Here is a 20,162-nt window from a genome sequence, read left to right on the forward strand (position 1 = left end):
CGGATAAAGGCTATGATAGTGAAGCGATTAGAAATAAAGTTCGAGAGAGAAATTCAAGCCCTGTGATCCCCAGAAAGCAGAACTCAAAAACGGGTAATGGAGATATAGATTGGTGCTTATATAAATATAGGCACTTAGTTGAAAATGCATTTGCAAGACTGAAACACTTCCGTGCTATAGCTACAAGATATGATAAATTAAAGTTACAGTTTGAAAGTATGCTAGCACTGGCGTGTGCAATGATTTGGCTGCCAATGTGAAAGATCAACAGCCCCTAAAGCAAGAAAGAAAAGCACAATAGATTTAACTTTACACATTTTATTCCGGTTTAAGTAAAATCAACGCTATAAAATGGTAAAAATCATAGTGCAATTTTAAAAATTAATTGCAATTCCATTTTAATAAGTTAAGGTGAACAAAATGTTATATTAATACACTTGAACACGCAGTATACCTACTCTTAGCCGTTGATCTGTTTTGTCATAAGAGCTCTAAAATGAAAAAAAGTAAAAATACTTGGCAATTAGCAACTTACCAAACTGAAAGACTGTCGACTATTCCGAGTATGGCCAGTGCCGTATCAAAAAAGATTTCCCTATTTGTACAATCCCATAGAAAAATGGTTGATGAGGCAAGCCTGTTTTTTATACATTATCAAACTGATCTTAAAAGATTACAAAAACTCAAAAAAAACTTAGCTAATTATAGCGAACAAATAGATATCATTAATGACTATAAAAAAGAGCATGGTAAGTTACCTTTAATCATAAATCAAAGCTCAACAGATAAATATCTAACCCAACTGTATCGTTTAGAACAGCAAATTAAAAAAGAATACGCCACCCTTCAATCTAAAATCATTCAACAAAAAATCAACCGATTTGAGGCTTTAGATCACCTTACTGATAACATGTTGGATTTGTTGAGCAATCAACGTATTTTTAGCCAATTTTTAGGCACCATTGCACTTTCTACACCCTTACCAGATGAAGAAGTGCGCTGTATTAGAAATGAAAAATATAAACCTATCTATATTGCTGGCTTAGCTGTCGCACTTTTTGAAGAAATACGCTTAACGCATGACTTTAAAAATCCGTATTTAAAAGACTGCATGCAAGACATGTTTGACGACAACAATGCAAGTTTTATGGCGTTAGAGCAAAACGAATTATCCAATGAAGTGATGGCACAATATAGAGAAGATGTACTTAAACCTATTGCAAAAGCCGCTTTATTACAATCTATCGGTAGCTACTCCCCACAGGCTCAAGCGATATTTTCTGGTGATAGATATCGCATGTTATCAGTAAAAGAAAGATCCCAATTAATTGAAATAGTGAGATTAAAATCAATCGACTATTTTAAATTTGGTATAGGTATTCCACAAAGAAAAGTGAATACACTTCAAGAAAAAATAGAGTATACTCAGTTTGAGCAAAAGAAATTATCTTTTATGTTATCTTTTTTTGAAAAAGAAACTGAAGACAATACAGAGCTACTTAAGTTGCTAAGAATTCCACTTATTTATTCTTCTTTTATGGTTTCTACTAAGCCCGAATTTAATTACAAAAAAATATATACCGCATACGATACATTAAAAGAAAGTGCGTTAAAAAGAGAAATTGACCCACTTTATACTAAACTATTTTTATCTATGGTTGGGTACTTTCCTTTAGGGAGTGGTATTTATTTTATTAGCCAAGAAACGAATGCAATTGAAAAAGGCATAGTATCCTCTTTATATCCTGCCAACCCACATGAACCTATATGTAAACAAATTACACGGCACCAAATAAAATCACAAAGCCAAAAAGAAGTGATAGTTTCACCTAAAACAAACATTTTTTTTACCCAAGCACGCCTTAATTCTGAATTTGAACCTGAATTTTATGAACTGAAATATAAGAGTACTTATACTTGGAATGCCAATGAAGTATGGGAAGTACAAATTCCAGCCCTAGAGTTTTGGCGAAAAGACGGTACCCGAAAAGTAAATGATCAGATCATCGTAAAAGAGTATTAGGCAAACAAGTCTAAAATTAAGAATGAAATATAGGTAACTCAATAGCACCTTTATCTGTATTTTTAGCTCTATAAAGTGCTTTATCAGCCTGATTAAAAACATGTGTAGCATCTCTTTCTTCCCCAAGGCTTGTCGCGCCTATACAGCAAGATACGCGGTATTTTTTCATTACCGTATGTTGCTCCATATGTTCTTTAATACGGTGTGCGATATTTATTGCATCATGATTGCACACATGTTCAATTAGTAAGGTGAATTCATCACCACCCAACCTAAAAATATGATCTTGCTTACGAGTACATTGCTTTAAAATTTGCGCAAATTCATTTAATACAATGTCACCAACCGAATGACCATAGGTATCATTCACTTTTTTAAAATCATCTAAGTCTAAAATCATCAAAGAAACAGAAGTTTGCATACACGTTAGCTTTTGTCTCATTACCTCTTTAAAACGATAACGATTATTTAGGCCCGTTAAAGCGTCTGATCTTGCGACTTCTTGTAAGTTTTGATGCTCTATAGCATTAAATAAAGGTTGAGATAATAATTTATTTAACTTTGTCAGTATGTCGAGTTCTTCTGAGGAAAAAGCTAATTGAGTAGAAAAATAAAGCATCCCTACCTTTTTATTTTTCAACGTAATTGTAAATTGATGCTCCGAAACCAAATTTTGATATTGACCTATCACAAAGGATTCATCTTGTAGTTCAACCTTTACACCCTTAAAACCAAAATGTTGATAAATGAATTCAGTATATAAATAAAATACCGTTAGCGGGTTTAAGCTTACTTGAAGCTTTTGTACTAGTTTTAATTTTTGAGAATCACTTAATTGCTTTGATTTTTGGATACTTAAGTTATCTAGTAAATTTTTTTTATCTTTTTGCTTAAAAAACCAATTATGTCGCTGCATAAAGCTCATTACTACTCTCGATATGAAAATCAATAAAAAAGAGCCAGAGAATATTAAAAAATATTACTCTGGCTAAAGTCGTCATTTTTGACTCGGGGATAGCAAGAAAATGACCATCAAATGTTACTAAATTGAAAATAAAAAGCTATTACACCTTATTACACCTTTGTAAAATTTAAATCACTTTATTTGATGCCAAAGTAAATTGAGCCCCTCCTGCAATTTCTACATTGTTATAAGCAAAACGAATTTCTCTTGTGCGCCTCTCTATCGCCTGTGGCAAACATAATGATTTAGGGAGTGCTTTTATAATTTGTTTTCTAAAACGATAAACCTGAATATTGATATGGCTTTCATTTAAGCCTAACATCTTGCTTAAGTGTTCTTTATCTATCCAGCCCTGTTCACTTTCAGTTAAACCCGCAGCTTTATCTTCTATTCGTTTGCGTGCCAGTAGTAGCAATAAATAATGATGATTTCTAAGCCCTAAATCATATTCACAACCATTCATATTAAACTTTACGGATACATGTTCTTCATTTTGGCTAACATCAAAATAGATACCAATTTGAGCTGAATTTGGTAACTCAATCGACTCAAGGCGTACCGTTTCATTACTGGCTCTTGCTTCTATAAAACGCCATGTTTTATCACTTGCTCCAACTAAATCGCCTGTTTTTAAAACAGAGATCCCAGATTGGCTTTCACACACCCAATGTCCATTTGGAGACAAATATAAAGTGATTTCGGGTGAATTTTCATCAGGCAATACTGCTAAACGCTCAAGCTCTACTGTTTCAAGCCCAGGTGTTAATGGGATCAGTAAACTTTTAGGTGGTAAAACATCAAGCAACTCCCAAGTGCCACCTGACAGATTAGAAAAATGAATTAAGTCTCCTTTATATAACCTATGTTTAGTGCCTCGTAAAACCTGCTTACCATTCACAAAAGACCCATTCGTACTAGAGTCTTGCAATAACCAGTCTTCACCATCCCATAAAATAGTTGCGTGCATACGAGATGCATCAGGATTAATTAATACCGTATGCGAGGTACTGGGATGGCGGCCAAAAATGTGTTGCATTAAAAGTGTAACTGACTCATGAGTCAGATTGTTTATCATATGTGCCATAAAGGATCCGTTTTTAGCATTATATTTTTTAATATAAATTGTGATTGCTCTATTGCCTAAAAAGATAACAAATTATTGATATAAAAAACATTACAGGATATTACATAGTCTTTATTTACATACCCACTACATTTATTGAATATAAAAACATCAATATTTATTAACAATTGTTTTACCTTTAACATTTAGTTTCGTACCCTATTAAAGAACAAAAACATCTAGTAGTTAAATTAATTTTAAATATAAAGGATGAAACTTTATGAAACATTACATAAGTAAAAAACGATTAATGATTATCAGCTTTTTAGTGAGCAGCTTTATGAGCTTTAATACTTTTGCAATTGACGATATTTTAAATGGTATAAACTATCCTTGGTGTTCAAAAAGCTACTGTGCGGGCATTCCTTCAAGCTGTGCTGCTCAATGTAACTCAGGATTAGCGAACATTATTATTTCATGTGCGCAATATTCAGGCTCTGAATATCGAAAAATTGAAACTAATAAAGTGCTCTGTCATGTTGATCCTGATATAAAAGTACTCAAAGCTAAGCTCGACTTAGAGTTTTACCGTTACGATACATATGAATTAAGAAGCTGTTATAACGAAGATCGCCCTAAATATTACAAAAAAATAAAAATAGCCACTGTAAGTTGTGATTTATATCACCCAAGTCATTGCGATGCAGATACAGAAGTATTAATGGGACAGCTTGCAGGGGAAGGTTATACTTTTTTACCAACAGGCGAAGAAGACGAAACGGATTACTGCCCAGCACCTAGGCTGTAGTACATGTTTTTGGAGTGGTCAAGTAAACTTGAGCACAGTTTAATGTACCACTCTATATTATTGTATTATCTAAAATTTAACTATGTGTTCCATTCAAAGATAAAACTCAAGAAGCTTCTTCAACATATACAGTTCATGAGCTTACTCATAAATTTTCATTATACTACTTTAAATTATAAAAGGGAGTTGGCTTACCTTATAGTAAATTTTTACATCTTTAATTTTTTTTAAATGAAAAGATAGTTTCAGATGAGATATTTCAATTATAGACAAAACATTTAAAGAGTCTTTAGATAATAAAAATTGCTTTTCAGCATACTCTTTTAAATAATTAACCTGACTTTCAGTTAAAATTTTGTCACGCTCTAAATAAGTAAATAACCTTATCCAATCTAAAGGTCCTTTTTTAATGGAATGAATCTCTAAACCAAATTCACTTCCAATTGAGGCTGAAATATTCAGAGACAATTTAACCCCAAACTCAAGACTTATTAGGTATGTTAAATCATCGCTGAAAATACAACTAGATATGAATGGGTAAATCTCTATAACTTCTTCAACAGACATTAATGAACTGCATATGCGTAAACTGAATGCCCTTCTTGATGCCATATAGCCAAAATGTTCAATATTTAAATTTCGGCTCACTACATGTAACCGAGAAAATAAAAAGTTAGCTCTTGAAACATATCGAGTTGCCTTCAGCCGTTCGTAAAGAAAGCACTTAATTACCTGATATTGACTGTGTATTTTTGTTTTTTTCAAAGACAAAAATTCAGAAGCAACTAAATCATTTTCGATTTTTTTATGGTTATCATATTCAAACCAATGAATATAATTTCCTTCAAAGATAGCGAAAGATACATCCATCGTTTCAGGCTGCTTTAATAAACTTTTTTCAAGGTAAAGACTTGAACATTTTGGTTTTTTTTTACATGCCTTAAAAATAAAATCTAAATTACTAATACTATTTAAAAGTTTACTTTCATTTTTAAGTATCGAAATAAGTTGCTTACTTTTTGTAAAGTTGCTCATTAAAAAAATGACCAACTTTTAAATTTTAAATTTGAATTCATATTACCAAGAAGCATTAAATGCTGTATCACCTAATAAAAACTTACATCCATCAGGATCTTTTAAGCTAGTTGCCACTGCAGAAGCTGTTTTTTCATCAAGATCCCCATTTTCCATTAAAAAATGAGTTAACTTATTAATAGATTTTTGACTTGGATTATCACCACCACTAGTAATATCTTCAGCTAGTTCAACCATTTGCTCTCTTAATGTTCCTGTATCGTTTGCGAATTTAGCTATCGCAGTAACTAATTCAATTCGTTCGCGATATGATAAATTTGGATCTTCATAATTTTCGATTACTATTTTAGTCATTTTTATTACCTTTATTAAATAATTGAGGGGGAAGAAATATAAAATCAAAACTTTGTTGACTTTGAGGTTTGTTGTTCAGACTCGGTTGATGACAAGATACACAGCTAGTGCTTTGCTCATATGGCTCAAGTGCAACATTGCTCAATAATTTTGGTATTGGGCACCCAGAAAACCGACCATACAATTCAGAGTCACATTGCTTAATTAATATATTATTTTTATTAGACTTATAATCTGTTTCATCCATTTTTTGGATCCATTGCGATCCTTCTTGACGATAATACCTCCACGGACTTAATTTATTAAAACTATCAATATTTTCTACAAAGTACTGATACTCAGTTTCAGGTATTTTAGCAAAAACATTATTGTCTGGATATTTGTATACATCTGCGATCTGAGCTGAACTTAAAGGATCATTTGTATTATAGGAATTTAAAGTTGATGTCGTATTATTTGAGTATAAATTCCATTTTCTTAAGAGCTTTTGGGTTTGATTTACGATGTATTTATTACCAGGTCCCGGGTTTAGTTCCGCAAGTGGTGCATTATCTATATGACTAAAAGTGCTCCAAATCCAATCTGTCAGTTTTTCTGTTTTGTAAACCATATGCATAGAGATCAAAGCTACTTTTGATTTTTCACATTCACCATTCTTTATCATAAATGCATCTTGAATAAAGTAACGACTTATATCATCTTCTTCTGTTAATTCTTTCCATGCAAGCTTTAAAGCCATAGATCCAAATTTATCTTTTGTTCCTGGTATAAAGTTTACAGGTGTGTTTTTTGTTTTATAAGATTTTATATACTCTTCAATAAGTGGACTAAGTATCACTTCATAACGAATTAAATTTTTATTATCATCAACCAAATAATGACCTTGAGGTGTTTTGTCTAATGATAAATAGCGTGTATAAGGGTTTTTTGAGTTCTTTGGGCAAGTTAATACACTTTTCACATTTTGTGTGCTTTCTATTTTTTGCTCAGCAATAATTTTTGCTTCTGTCGACCAAGATAGCCATATAGGTGAGTATTGTTCATCATGATTCCCTTTTTTCCATGCAGCTCCTAAACCATTTAAAGATAGAAACTGCTTATGTCCGTAACTTAACATAACACTGTTTGTTGATTGAATATAACGGTATGTATTTAACTCAACATTTGAAGCACCAATTTCATTTATAAAGTTATAACTCTCAATATCTTTAGGAATTTTAAGTTCATTAATATTTAAAACATTAACTTCTTTAGCTTTCAAATGATTACAACCAATAAGGCTAGATATTAACAAGAGAAATATTACAAATTGTAATGCATGATTATCTGATTTTTGCATTGGAAGCCCTATTTACTAATTTTATTATTTTTTTATACATTAGTGTATCACTACACTTGTAAAGATTAGATAAGTAATTATTACATAAACCTATTAACATTTGTTTTTCATTCGTCACATATAAAATAAGGAAGTGACGATACAATAATTCTAAAACTCCAAGATTAAATCCATCCTTAATAGCTTCATTTAAATTAGTAAAAAAAATATTTTTATAATCAGTATTAATAACTTTATTTTTACGATATAAAGCCGTAACTTGTACGCCTACTATAAAAGGTTTTAACCAAATTGCGCCTATTCTATTGGTACGTTTTATTGTTTCTTTAACGGCTTCAATACATAAATCTAGCTTTTTACTTTTAAGTAATATATCAGCATTAATAAACTCATATATATTTATTACGGCTTCTTTCCCTTGTTCTATTTGTTCATTAATCGACTCTTGTATTCCTAAATTTTCATTATGACTCCAATCAAATATTTGCTTCGAGCAACTCACAATCCAATCATTTTCTGATGGTATTTTGAATAAGCTATAATTTTTCAATGCTGAGTGTTTAATTCGTTTTTTATTTTTAAAAAGTAAAGAAATTAAAAAGTCAAAGTGAATGGCTAAATCTAATGACAGAGCACTCCCCACTGAACTTGCTTGCTTTTGCGCTTTTTCAGACATATCGTATGCTTGCTCCATTTTCCCTTGCATGCACAGTGATAGTGATTGTATATAAAGAGCCGTTGCTTTGGGGTCTGTTCCAACATCTAAATGAAGCTTTTGATCTCTATCATTGCGATATAATGATAGACATAGATCCCATGCTTTTTTTGAGGCGCTAAAATCACCTTGCAATAAATGTACATTTCCCAATAAAGGTAAAAATATAATTTGTGTTTGTTCGCATCTATGGTTTATTCCATTCTGAATATTATGTTTACTTAATTTGATTGCTGTTGAGAAATCTCCATTAAACATTAAATTTTGGAATTTAAAAAATTGAGAAATACTATTATCAAAACTCATAATGCCGTCATCGAGTTTAGGTGAAAACTCCTCAACAACTTCACTAGAACCATATCCAGAAAGTCCCATTTTAGAGACAGCCTTAAGCTTGTTAATTTTATTGGTCATATTTTCAAACAAATGAGAATGACTATTTTCTGTTAGCCAATTTTGTGTCAGATTACAAATTCGCAGAACATCAATATTGGCAGACTTTCCTAGCTGTTCATCACCATACTCTATTAATTTTTCGATTGCAGAATCTTTCTCATTTGCATTGAATAAATGCCTTGCAATTACTTCTTTATTCTTTTGCTTAAAAGTAAAGCTGTGTAATAAATTATTTGCAATCAATCGATGGTTATTTTCACGCTCCCTATTTAATAATGTCTCATAAGCCGCATCCCTCACCAGAGCATGTTTAAAGATATAACTATCACCTTCAACCTTACGCTGCTGATAAATAATTTCAGCTTCAACCAATTCATTTAAGTCGTTTTGAACCTGGCTTTCACTATGATTAGATGCGGCAACTAATAAATCATAATCAAATTCACGGCCTATGGTTGCAGCTAACTGTGCTGTTTCTTTTGCATAAACGAGAGAGTCTAATTTTTGTTGTAACGAGTCACGTAAGCTGTTGGGTACTTCGTCTAGTTTATCAGGGCTAACAAAGTCAATAATGCCATTCAATTTATGCACCAATGATTTTTGTTTCAGCATTGTGACTAATTCTTCAATAAATAAAGGAATACCATCAGTACGCGATATCAAAATATCTAATACATTTTGTGCGACTGTTTGGTCATCAAATAAAGCGGTTATAAATTGCGTTGTTGCCTTTGAAGTCAGTTTATTTAATTTTATTTCATTAAAGTCAGATTTAGGTAAAGATTCAGGTAAAGCTTGTCTTGATGTACTGATAAATACATGATGTGTAGATTTTATAGCGAGTGCAAAATGACTAATAAATTCTATACTTGTAGGATCTGCCCAGTGCATATCTTCAAAAATGAATAAGCTTTGCTTTTCACTAATCAAAAGTTCATTACTGTTAATATGTGAATTTTGAGGAATTAACAAAACACAGAGTATTTTAAATAACAATTGTTTTTGAACTTCAGGCGCTAAATGACTAGGTTCAAAACCTGTTTTTAAAGGTAAATTAAGCCATGTACAGAGTATGACAAAACCTTGCGTTTTATCTAAGTCATTTAAAGCGTCGTTTTCAGAAGCAAGCTCATTAATTGCTAATTTTAAACTATCACAAGCTTCATCTGATGATAATGATTCTAAGGAATATTTATATTTTAATACATTCAATATAGGGTAAAGCGCATTATTTTTATGCTCTGGCAAACATTGCGCTACATAGTGGTTTAAAGTTTGTACTTTATTCCTAATTTCAAAAATTAATCGAGACTTTCCGATCCCTGCCTCACCGCTAACATGTGCTAATTTTGTTTTAATCAAGTTAGCATCATCTGCAAAGCTATTTTCAGCTACAGAAAACATTTTATTTAACTGATTAAACTCTTGCTCTCTTCCAATAAATGCATGGTTCTTCTGTGTGCCCCTTAAAAAACCAAATGCCTCTACATGACGCTCAGCAGTTAAATTATATATAGGTGTTTTTATTGTATTTAACCCTAATATACACATATGTTCAGATTCGAATTCAATATAACTGTCTAACATTTTTTTACTAATATCAGAGCACAGTATTTGTTCTTCTTTTGCCATGCGTGAAAGCTGCATAGCAATATTTGGTGTATCCCCTTCAGGAATGGCATCTGCAAAGCAGGTTACTAAGCCTGTATGTATCCCAATTCGCACATTAAGTTTCACACCAAGTTCATACTTAAGTAATGCATTACGCTTTGTTAAACTGCTCACAATATCAAGTGCAGTACGCGCACATAATCGACTATCATTATCACTGACCACAGGGTAACCAAAATAAAATAGTAGACTATCGCCTAAAGTTCCTACATGAAAGGCACCATAGCGTACCGCAATATCGATACATTGATTTTTTTGATCTCTATAAAGTGCATCTACAACTTCAAGGTCTACTTGTTCTTGCGTGACAGAGCGAACGCTTAAACATAAACTAAAAGCGCTAAGTTGCTTTCGTTCGGTTAATTCAGTAAAAAATGCTTGTTTATCATTGATCACAGTATCGTCAGAATACGAATTGATCAGGGTATTATCAACATGATTATCTTCATTTTTGCTAAGAGCAAGCTCACCAACCAAATTAGACACGTTGACTTGAACTAATTCTTTATATAAATCTGTTGCATTAACACTTCGTTCATGAGATTTTTTTTGTAAAACACGCCTTAATAAAGCGCCTATAGGGTGCCCAACAATAGATGCTGGAAGTGGCACATTTGATTGACTCAATTGCTTATGAAATATTGACGCTAAACTAGAGCCTGATATTGCAGGATGCCCAGTTAAACACTCAATAAAGACTAAACCCCAAACATAAAGATCTGTTTTTAATGTTGGTGGTTCGCCACGCAATTGCTCTGGAGCACTATATGAAGGCGTGCCTAAAGTTTCTTGTGTTAGTGTAATGCTTTTGTAATCAAGTTGGCGAGCCTCATTAACTAAGGTGCCTATGCCAAAATCTAATACTTTAACATGTGTTTTAGCACCCACTTTATTTAACATGATATTAGCGGGTTTTATATCTCGATGGATCACCCCTTGCTCATGCGCATGTGATAAAGCATCTAAAACTTGCGCCATAATAGCAGCAACGTCAACAGGTAATAATGGACCGGAGTTTAATAACGTTTCTTTTAAAGTGAGCCCTTCAACATATTCGAAAACAGTATAAAGTAAATCATCATTACAACGCCCTTTATCAAGTAAACGAACAATATTGGGATGTTGTAAACGACTACATAATAAAGTTTCACGTTCAAATCTTTCTATGTAACGTGTCTTTTTAGCAGTATCAAACTCAGCATTTACAGCTAAAAATTTAATCGCAACAATTTGACCTGTATTTATCTGTTGAGCACGATATACATGACCAAACCCCCCTTCGCCTATCTGCTCAAAGAGTTTATAAAGTGACGATTCAAAATATTCAGAAATCACATGGTTGAAAGTTGAATATTGGCTCATAATTTCGTCTTTTAGTATTAGATTTCAACTTAGGAACAGATGCTACTGCACACATTCAAACATTACAACACTTTATTAATAAAAACAGTAGATTAACTTTTCATTTGTTTTATTTCATACTCAAAATATACAATAAGATATTACCTTATTTTTTGTTACATCATAGATTGCCAAGGTGGCCTTATATTGGAAGCGATTTGCGTTACACTAGCTGTTAACGGTTTTTTATTCATAAACTCTAAGTAGTTTAATAATAAAAATACGGTGGGATCTGATACATATCGGTAATGCTGATACATTTGATTATTATCAAAGTAAAATGAAATATGTCTAAAATTATCTTCATCATTAGGATGCTCAAATATATTAATAGTTGCAAGATCCACCCAGTGCTCTCCATCAGTGCTCGCTTGAATTTTAGGCGTATTACCTTGTCGGCCATTATTAAGTACAATTGAGACATGATTTGCAGCAAATGCCTTATCATATTTGAGTTCAATCCACTCTTGATTACCGGAGTTAATCTCACTCATCCAATATGTTTGAGAAGTTGAATCGACAATATTTTGTGCAATCCAACCTGCATTATTACTTGACGCTAAAGTTTCAACTACAATGGCATTTTGAGTAACATCATTAAACAGAAAGTTTTCATTTTGATTAAAATGCACATTAGAGTTTTTTGATTGCGTGATTATATTTTTAATTCTATCTGTACTTATAAGAATGCTTTGTGCGTAATTTGGCGTAACATAAAAAATTAAAATCAAAACAATGAATACTTTTACATATGTGTTTTTCATTTTTATTCCGATGATTAGTTTATCAATAAGCAGGATTAATTTAGATCAAAAAGCTAAAAAAAAATATTACACGCTATTACACATATAAATAATATTATTTTCGAAGGATCTTTAGACTTTGTATTCTCTTACTTATTAAAGAGATTATTTAAACTTTAAAGTTGGAAATGAAATGTTAAAAAAATTAGGTTTTGCAATGTGTGTTCTTGGTATTACTGGCTGTGGCGGTGGTGACAAATTAGTCGAAGAAATTCTTGATATTGATACAAAAAATGACTATCAATTTATTAATGCTTCAACTCATGAATATGATTTTTATTTAAAAAATAAAAGTGACTCTGAAATTTATGAAGATAAATATAAAGAGGCAAGTTTAACTTCACTGCAAGCAAAAAAAATAACCTTTGAAAGCAATGTTCTTTATACAACATATATCGCTATTGAAGCTCCAAATGTAGATGGGATCAAGAATATGCTCGACCATCACTCTGAAAATAAAAAAACATACAATGTTGTCGCATGGGATAACAGTGGTTTAGTATTTTTCAAACAAAAAGAATCTAATGTTGATAATGAGTTTAGAGTGCGCTTTTTTAAAACTCATGACAATTTAAAAATTAAAGTTGACGGTACACCAATTAATTTAGATTACAAAGATGTTAGTGATTTTTACACAATCAAAAATTGTGAAACCTCTATTACAGCTGCGGATCATAACTATAGTATTTGTAATCAAGACTTAGGTAATTCATATCTAATGGTACTAAATAATGACGGCACTCAAATTGTTGTTCACGAAAAATAATATAAATAGTTCCTTACTAAAAGCTTAGCTATATTTTCACTTTCCCTGAAATCATAAGAGCTAGAAATGTTGTAAATAACTTTCTAGCTCTTATTATGCAAGTTTATAAGTTTTAGGATGAACAAACTGTGATAGTCAATAAAATTGATTCTGTTTTTAACTTCTAAAGAACCGCTCTATAAACACATTATTCCTACAACTTCTGCAGCGACTAAAACATTTATTTTAAGTAAGATAATATTTAGCAAAATTTTCTTCTTTAATGTACTAATTTAAGAAAGCTAAAAATGCCAAACAATACTCACTGATGGTATTAAAGGAATGTAAGTATCATCTTCATTTGTTTCAACACCATATATGATTCCTTCAGACGAAAATAAATCGCTGATGGAAGATGTGCCTGACGCATTTTCACGATCAAAAATATTAAGCGCACCAAAAGTATACCTTATTTTACTATTGCTAAGTTTAACCTCACACCCTATGCCTAAATCAACTCTAAAATAGTCCGGATATTTTGCTTCATATGTTGGCCCTAAAATTAAATTTGCTTGATTGATTTCATCATCTAAATACAAAGGGTTAAATTTTACTTTTGTAGCACGCCAACCTGTATGATAATTTGCAGCCAGACTAATGTCACAAGCTGAAGAGAATTGATAATTACTTGAAAACTTGAAAGCATGGCGCTGATCCCAATGTCTAGGTATTTGTATATCATTTATGACATCTTCTGTTTTACTTAATGAGTATGCGAATCGCCAGTTAAGTTTATCATTGTCTTTTTTCTCAATAATCAGCTCCATACCTTTAGCATATGCACTTTGAGCATTAAATGCCTTTCGATCTAAGTTAATTTCACCATGTTCATTAGATCCAGGAAAAAGCACGTTTTCAAACCGAGGAAGTAACTTGTCATAATCTTTATTATACAAACTCACTTTATATGAGTAATTTTCAAATAATCGTCTTTGGTAGGCCAAGTTTATTTTTTTGACTTTTTGTGCCGTATTAAAGGACTCAACACCATCTTCCACTAATAATTGATGAACACCTTGCGCTTGCTGATACACACCCCATGATAGTTTTAAATTACTATTATCACTTGTATCATAGGTAAAATTAAACCGAGGGCTAAATTGCTCTTCATTCGTATAGCTTTGTTTATCCCATCGTAAACCGGTTTCTACTGTAACTCTTTTATTGACTTTAAATCGGCTTGCCAAATATGCAGAATAAGCACTCCCATTTTGATCCAATAAACTTTGTCTAAATGTTTTTTCCAATTGTTCTGACATAGGTCTAAATGGGTTATATACATGATAAGCCTGCTTATATCTATACTTGGCATCTAAGCGTTTGACTTCAAAACCCATTTTTAACATGTAAGATGATGACGCTCTATATTGCCAATCTTGCTTAAATATTAAAAACCCCCACTTAAGGGTGTCATCAAGTGCTATAAAGTATTTATCTCCTGTAAAACCAGTCTGATAAATACTTTGCAAATTACCTGATCCAATGAGACTTGATGATGACAATTTTTCAGTCCAATCTGTATCGAAAGTTAGCCAGTGATACCCGCTATAAGAGCCCCGCTCTTCATCTGTAAAACAATCATCTAAACAAATTGTATTATCTTTACCTATCAGGCTATGCCAAGTTAACAAGGTATCAAAAGTTAATTCTTTGTTGATTTTTGCAAATAAATCTAAATACTTTGGATTGTAATCACCAAAATCAACTTTCGATAGTGCACTAACCTGACTAAATGCACCTTTTCTTAAAACAAAAAACCAATCATCGTTTTCATTGTTAAACGAACCGCTACCTTTCACTTTAAAATCAAGTAAACTCGCACCAATAGACCATGGGTTAGTTTCACTATAATTATTCGAGGTAAGTTGAACTATCCCACTTAAATGATTACCAAACTCAACTGGCGCTCCACCTGTAATTACCTGTGCATTACCAATACTAAACGCATCAACTATGCCTAAAATACCACCGACATCTTTTAAATGAAAAGGATCTATTAATGGCATTCCATCAAGTAAAAATAAGTTTTCTTTTGACGTGCCTCCTCGAATATGAAGTCGAGATGAGATATCACCACCAGCCACGCCAGGTAATAAAGCAATTGCACGATTAACATCTTTTCCTAAAATAGAAAGCCGTTCAATATCTTTTTGATCCATATACTCTTGTTCAGCTACGCTTGAGTAAACAAGATCAAATTGACTTGCTGAAATCATTATTTTTTCAATGGGTTGTACTATAGGTTCAATGATAGGTTTATTAACTGCTAAGTTAACAACTCCAACATTTTCCATTTTTTTTATGATTATTTGACTATTGTTAGGTCCTGACTTTAAAGTCAAAGAAAACTCTGATAACAAGGACTCTATGAGCGCTAAACCCGATTTATCACTTGGTTCGTGCTTAATTAACATACCACTATGCACTTGCATACTACTGTATATTAATTTGAATCCTTGGGTATTTAATGTTTTTAATACTTCAATAAGAGATTTGCCAGTATAAACTTTTACTTCTTCATAAGCCTGTACAGTCAAAGTACAAATATTAAAAAGCCCTGACAATATCAAGGCTATTAACTTAAAGTTAAAACAATGTCTTTGCATACTAAAAATTATTTAAACACCTTTAATTTATTTTTTTCAATTAGATACTTTAATTCTGTTGTAGAGAAAACACTTAAAAGTGCTTGTTGCAAGTTTAGGTCTTTCACATCTCCATGCAAAATAATAAATTGGCTTAACTTTTCAATATGACTTTGGGAAAATACAAGCTTTAAAGCATGTTCACGACTAAGCCAAATTAAGAATTGATATAAACTTTTTCCTTCTAAATCAAATTCAGGTGCAGCATTATTAACCCAATTCCATTCTTTATCTCTAGGGGATAACATTGTTTTTTCAAAGATACCTTCTGATTTTCCAGTTAATTGATAACCCGCCTCTAAAGATTGAACTCCTTGTTCATTATTCAAATTAACTAAACCTTCCCTAACTCTTATTTTAATATTTTCTTGATGGCTGGTAACTGAAAATTGCGTTCCTATATCCTGTATCTGCCCATGCAAAGTATGAATTGTGATAGGAGATTTTCTTTTTTTAGAAATACCTGAGTCAAAATATACAGTACCAAATGATAACGTAAATTCATTATTACTATTTACAATAATCTGAGAATTATGGTTTAAACGTAAATTACCACCCGTTTTTAATGATAATGTCGCATAACCATTACTCATAGTTTCTATCATAGTGCCTGATGCTAGCATTTTAGAAGCATTATTCAGATGTAATAAACCGCTATCACTTGTCTTAACTTGCCCTTGAGCACGTTCTAGATAAACATCTGATGAAACAGACTCAGTTTGAAGCATTTCACTATTAATGATAACAATAATAAACACGCTAAGCGCAGTCGCTAAAGAACCCAGCATATACCAAAAGTCATGTTTTTTACGTTTTTTAGTATTTTCTTGCCAATGTACTTTGACTTGATGTTTAACTCTATTTTTCACCTCTACAGGTGCATCCTCTCGAGTTTGGGCATAACTTAAAATTTGTGAAAAATTTTCATCAAGTTTCTGAGTTTTATTAAGGAAATCTTGTTTACTCTTATTTAATTCATCAGTCATTATAGATTTCCCCCTTGTCTATTCAATATCTCAGTACCATTGAGGCTAAAAAATACATCTTCAAAAACAGGTCTTGCGCGAGATAATAAAGATTCAACTGCTTTAGTACTTATATCCATGTTGTAAGCTATTTCTTTCATGGATAATCCTTGTATATATTTAAGTTCAACAACATTAGCATAACGTTGAGGTAAGCTATCTAAAGTCATATGCACAACTTTATTTAATTCTAAATTAAGTAGTTTGTTTTCAGGTTGCTCTTGCAAGCTAATCGTTAAAGAGTCTATTTGAGCACGCACTTCAGGGTGATCATCAATTAAACTTGGTTGACGATTATCTGCTTTAAAATAGGCACTCATTTCATACCTACAAAAAGTACATAACCAAGTAAGTAAACTTGCCTCACCGCGATATGTACTTAATTTATCAATAGCCTTACACAAACTGCTTTGTACAATATCTTCAGCAACATGGTGCTGCTGATCCGTACGTGAAAGCACAAATCGATATAACTTATCAAAATATTCTTCATAGAAAGCTTCAAAACTAAGCTCATTTCCCTTAAGTAATTTCTTAACTAGCTTTTTATCAGCACTATATTTACCGAACATTTTTCCCAGCATAAGTCTTTTCGTTTATATATTAGAGGTTAATTGGAATGAATATCCTTCGATATATTTTAATTTATTTTTTTATTGTAAGCGGGCTACCTTTTATGCCTGCATAAAATACAATTAATTCAGCGGCTTCATCACCATTATTAATACCATAATGCCATGTATTAACCACTTCAATCAAAGTATCACCTGCGACCAAATGTTGCGTTTTTTTATCTTCTGTATGTACATCTAACTGCCCTTTCAACAAAACTGCTGCGTTAATCACAGGGTGTTTATGCCAATCAAGTTTTGTATGAGGTGCAATTGTTATTCTTAATATTGTTACTTCAGGCTGACCTTTAGGATATGCTGGCAAAGTATTTTTATTCCAGCTTTTACTTGATTGCGTCATTTTCTCTACAAGTAAATCCCTTGATTTTACATCATGAGCTAAAACAGAATTTGACACAATAAAAGTAACAATTAAAACAGTTAATAGTTTGAATTGTGATTTAAAAAACATTGATAAAAGCCCAAAGATAATTATAAAAACAACATTATACTCATCCTACTATAAGATGCGAGCGACTGCTTAGGAGACCAATCCGTAGATTAGGTATAGGGTACTGACCCTAAGAACCATAAAAATACCTTTTAATATTTATAATTTTCAAAGTCTCGCGTAAAATAAGGCTAAGGATAAATATTAATTTTTTAAAGGGACATAAAATGACAAATATTTCGACAACAACCACTTCCACTCCTTTGTCAGACTTAGTTATCTCTCAAACTTCCCACCCTAAAGAAACAAAAAACCTTCAGAGTACTTCAGAAAAAACAAATACTTTACAAGAAGATAATGTTGTAATTTCAAAAGAAGCCAAAGAAAAAAATAACACTGAAACTGACGTTATAGCAAAGCAAGATGTAACCAAAAAAAAGCTCACTCCTGAAGAAGAAGCAAAACTAGAAAAAAAACAAAATGAATCTGATATGGATGAAGAAATAAGAGAGTTAAGTATGAAAATACTTGAACTGACTCTTAAAATTGAGATGCTAAAAGCGAAAGAAGATAAGGAATCGGTAAAAGAGAGAAAGTCATTAGAAACTGAATTAGCGATTTCAAAAGGCCGACTAGAAGCTAAATTAAAGCAAAAATTAGATACAGCTAAGTTAGATTAATTTGCATTACCAAAAGGGTTTCGTCGTGTCCGTAATTATGGTTTTTTACATGGCAATGCCTAGTGTTTATTAAATCAATTGCAATATTGGCTTAAAGTACAATTACCAGCACAAAGTGATGTATCAATAAAGCAAGTATGTTGTCCGCTGTGCCAACATAAAATGACGCTTTATGCGATGCGCCTTGGTCGTAAAGTCGTATTTGGCCCGACGATATAAAACAAGGATGTGACACGAGCAAATGACTTGCAACAGCCGTAAGTAAAATTAAGATAGGAGTATGTTTATTAGTATTAAAAACAAATAGAGAGCAACGTGCTATTACGATAAAGTGCTAATTATTAAAAATAGGCACTGTAATGCTTAATCTCGCTCGACCAAAAAAAATAGTTTGTGTGCCAGCGAATTCTTCCGCCTTAAAGTTAATTCAATTTATTTACTACAGAAGCAGGGCTTGTCCAACAACAGGATTAAGTCGCGGCTGCGTACTAGCTATCCTTGTTTATAAGCATTGTAAAAAGATAACAGCTATTTAAGTATAACGAGGTATATTTAGTAACTATTAAACAATAAACTTCCGAATTATGCTCCTTTAATAATACTAAAATATCACTCAACGCTCCCTCTTCAGTGTTGTAATTTAAGGTTATGAAGTAATAGATAAAATATATAATAAGATTAACTACATACATCATTAAAAAAAATCTAGTTGAATCAAACACTATTTTAGATAGCTTGAAAGCTACGTACTAAAGTGAGCATGATCGTCTAATGAACATACAAATCAAAAATCCCTACTAGGTAAAATCTAATTGTAGGGATTCAACTGCTAAATATATCTACTCTTTTGATTCTAAACACTGACCATAGAATTGAACAGCAATATCATAAAGTGGCAACAGACCATCTTCAATTGTGTAGACGTCAGGCTTGTTGTACACATATTCTCTGGTCTCTACTATTGATAATGGGGTTCCATCACTTTCATAACCATCTGAAATTACAAGTGTATGTAAATCATAATGACTACACACATGCGATTCTTGATATTTATATGCCCCCAAACCCGTTGGTGAATAAATTTCACCAGTATATCGTCCTGTAGAACTCGTAGTTAGTGTCGTGACAGTATCGGATCCAATTCCACCACTAATAGTAAAACGAATTTTTGCCCCCACAATAGGTTGATCATTGATATCATAAGCAAAACCACCGACGCTCATTTTTTTGTACAAACCAAAACGATTGCTTTCAGGGATCTGGGAGTTCCAAATAAATTTGTTATTTTTATCGTGAGAGTCTGAACCATTAGAAAAAGTAAGTTTATGAATGGCTGCTGGTTTTTTATTAACAGTGAACTGATATTCTTCATC

The 20,162-nt window shown here is 32.1% G+C and carries 18 protein-coding genes; 6 read left to right on the top strand and 12 right to left on the bottom strand.

Going from position 1 to position 20,162, the window contains the following annotated elements; all coding sequences use genetic code 11:
- On the top strand, positions 1-260 hold a 260-nt coding region (locus tag BM088_RS24885), incomplete at its 5' end, for a transposase (RefSeq protein WP_143085159.1).
- A 236-nt stretch (positions 261-496) separates the two neighbouring features.
- Entirely contained in the window at positions 497-2,023 is a 1,527-nt protein-coding gene (locus tag BM088_RS24890; RefSeq protein ID WP_091991311.1) for a hypothetical protein, read from the top strand.
- A gap of 16 nt (positions 2,024-2,039) precedes the next feature.
- On the opposite strand, the gene BM088_RS24895 is transcribed toward BM088_RS24890, so the two are convergent.
- Together BM088_RS24895 and BM088_RS24900 are read right to left on the bottom strand one after the other, a co-directional pair.
- Positions 2,040-2,948 (bottom strand): GGDEF domain-containing protein, encoded by a 909-nt coding sequence (locus tag BM088_RS24895; protein ID WP_091991314.1) that lies wholly within the window; start codon positions 2,946-2,948, stop codon positions 2,040-2,042.
- A gap of 166 nt (positions 2,949-3,114) precedes the next feature.
- A complete protein-coding gene (locus BM088_RS24900; protein ID WP_091991315.1) occupies positions 3,115-4,071 on the bottom strand; it encodes an FHA domain-containing protein in 957 nt (318 codons plus the stop codon).
- 259 nt (positions 4,072-4,330) lie between these two features.
- Here BM088_RS24900 and BM088_RS24905 point away from each other — a divergent pair, with 259 nt between their 5' ends.
- Positions 4,331-4,858, top strand: coding sequence for a hypothetical protein (locus BM088_RS24905; protein ID WP_091991318.1), 528 nt, complete (start codon positions 4,331-4,333; stop codon positions 4,856-4,858).
- Between the two features lie 168 nt (positions 4,859-5,026).
- Here BM088_RS24905 and BM088_RS24910 read toward each other — a convergent pair whose 3' ends face one another.
- The 5 genes from BM088_RS24910 to BM088_RS24930 form a co-directional block, all read right to left on the bottom strand.
- Positions 5,027-5,893: a hypothetical protein gene (locus BM088_RS24910; protein WP_091991320.1), complete on the bottom strand. Its 867-nt coding sequence runs from the start codon at positions 5,891-5,893 to the stop codon at positions 5,027-5,029.
- A gap of 42 nt (positions 5,894-5,935) precedes the next feature.
- Entirely contained in the window at positions 5,936-6,247 is a 312-nt protein-coding gene (locus BM088_RS24915; RefSeq protein WP_091991323.1) for a VHS/ENTH/ANTH domain-containing protein, read from the bottom strand.
- Positions 6,240-7,586, bottom strand: coding sequence for a hypothetical protein (locus BM088_RS24920; protein ID WP_091991325.1), 1,347 nt, complete (start codon positions 7,584-7,586; stop codon positions 6,240-6,242). The genes BM088_RS24915 and BM088_RS24920 overlap by 8 nt, the downstream gene beginning before the upstream one ends.
- Complete coding sequence (locus tag BM088_RS24925) at positions 7,570-11,730, bottom strand: TOMM system kinase/cyclase fusion protein (protein WP_091991328.1); 4,161 nt, start codon at positions 11,728-11,730, stop codon at positions 7,570-7,572. The genes BM088_RS24920 and BM088_RS24925 overlap by 17 nt, the downstream gene beginning before the upstream one ends.
- Before the next feature lie 155 nt (positions 11,731-11,885).
- Positions 11,886-12,533: a discoidin domain-containing protein gene (locus tag BM088_RS24930; protein ID WP_091991331.1), complete on the bottom strand. Its 648-nt coding sequence runs from the start codon at positions 12,531-12,533 to the stop codon at positions 11,886-11,888.
- A 172-nt stretch (positions 12,534-12,705) separates the two neighbouring features.
- Between BM088_RS24930 and BM088_RS24935 the strand changes: the two genes are divergently transcribed.
- Complete coding sequence (locus BM088_RS24935) at positions 12,706-13,338, top strand: hypothetical protein (RefSeq protein WP_091991334.1); 633 nt, start codon at positions 12,706-12,708, stop codon at positions 13,336-13,338.
- A gap of 281 nt (positions 13,339-13,619) precedes the next feature.
- On the opposite strand, the gene BM088_RS24940 is transcribed toward BM088_RS24935, so the two are convergent.
- The 4 genes from BM088_RS24940 to BM088_RS24955 form a co-directional block, all read right to left on the bottom strand.
- Entirely contained in the window at positions 13,620-15,941 is a 2,322-nt protein-coding gene (locus BM088_RS24940; protein WP_177208171.1) for a TonB-dependent receptor plug domain-containing protein, read from the bottom strand.
- 50 nt (positions 15,942-15,991) lie between these two features.
- A complete protein-coding gene (locus BM088_RS24945; protein ID WP_091991339.1) occupies positions 15,992-17,008 on the bottom strand; it encodes a FecR family protein in 1,017 nt (338 codons plus the stop codon).
- Positions 17,008-17,631, bottom strand: a complete 624-nt coding sequence (locus tag BM088_RS24950) for an RNA polymerase sigma factor (RefSeq protein WP_091991341.1) — start codon at positions 17,629-17,631, stop codon at positions 17,008-17,010. Before BM088_RS24950 ends, BM088_RS24945 begins: the two co-directional genes overlap by 1 nt.
- A gap of 61 nt (positions 17,632-17,692) precedes the next feature.
- Positions 17,693-18,130 carry a cupin domain-containing protein gene (locus BM088_RS24955; protein WP_091991344.1) on the bottom strand — a complete coding sequence of 146 codons (438 nt, stop codon included), beginning with the start codon at positions 18,128-18,130 and terminating at the stop codon, positions 17,693-17,695.
- 206 nt (positions 18,131-18,336) lie between these two features.
- Between BM088_RS24955 and BM088_RS24960 the strand changes: the two genes are divergently transcribed.
- Together BM088_RS24960 and BM088_RS27445 are read left to right on the top strand one after the other, a co-directional pair.
- Positions 18,337-18,789 carry a hypothetical protein gene (locus BM088_RS24960; RefSeq protein WP_091991347.1) on the top strand — a complete coding sequence of 151 codons (453 nt, stop codon included), beginning with the start codon at positions 18,337-18,339 and terminating at the stop codon, positions 18,787-18,789.
- A 78-nt stretch (positions 18,790-18,867) separates the two neighbouring features.
- Positions 18,868-19,008 carry a hypothetical protein gene (locus BM088_RS27445; RefSeq protein ID WP_177208172.1) on the top strand — a complete coding sequence of 47 codons (141 nt, stop codon included), beginning with the start codon at positions 18,868-18,870 and terminating at the stop codon, positions 19,006-19,008.
- Positions 19,009-19,628: 620 nt separating this feature from the next.
- On the opposite strand, the gene BM088_RS27450 is transcribed toward BM088_RS27445, so the two are convergent.
- The coding region (locus BM088_RS27450; protein WP_177208173.1) for a hypothetical protein at positions 19,629-20,162 on the bottom strand (534 nt) is incomplete at its 5' end.

Origin of the sequence: Pseudoalteromonas denitrificans DSM 6059 (assembly GCF_900112265.1) — a bacterium.
GTDB lineage: Bacteria > Pseudomonadota > Gammaproteobacteria > Enterobacterales > Alteromonadaceae > Pseudoalteromonas > Pseudoalteromonas denitrificans.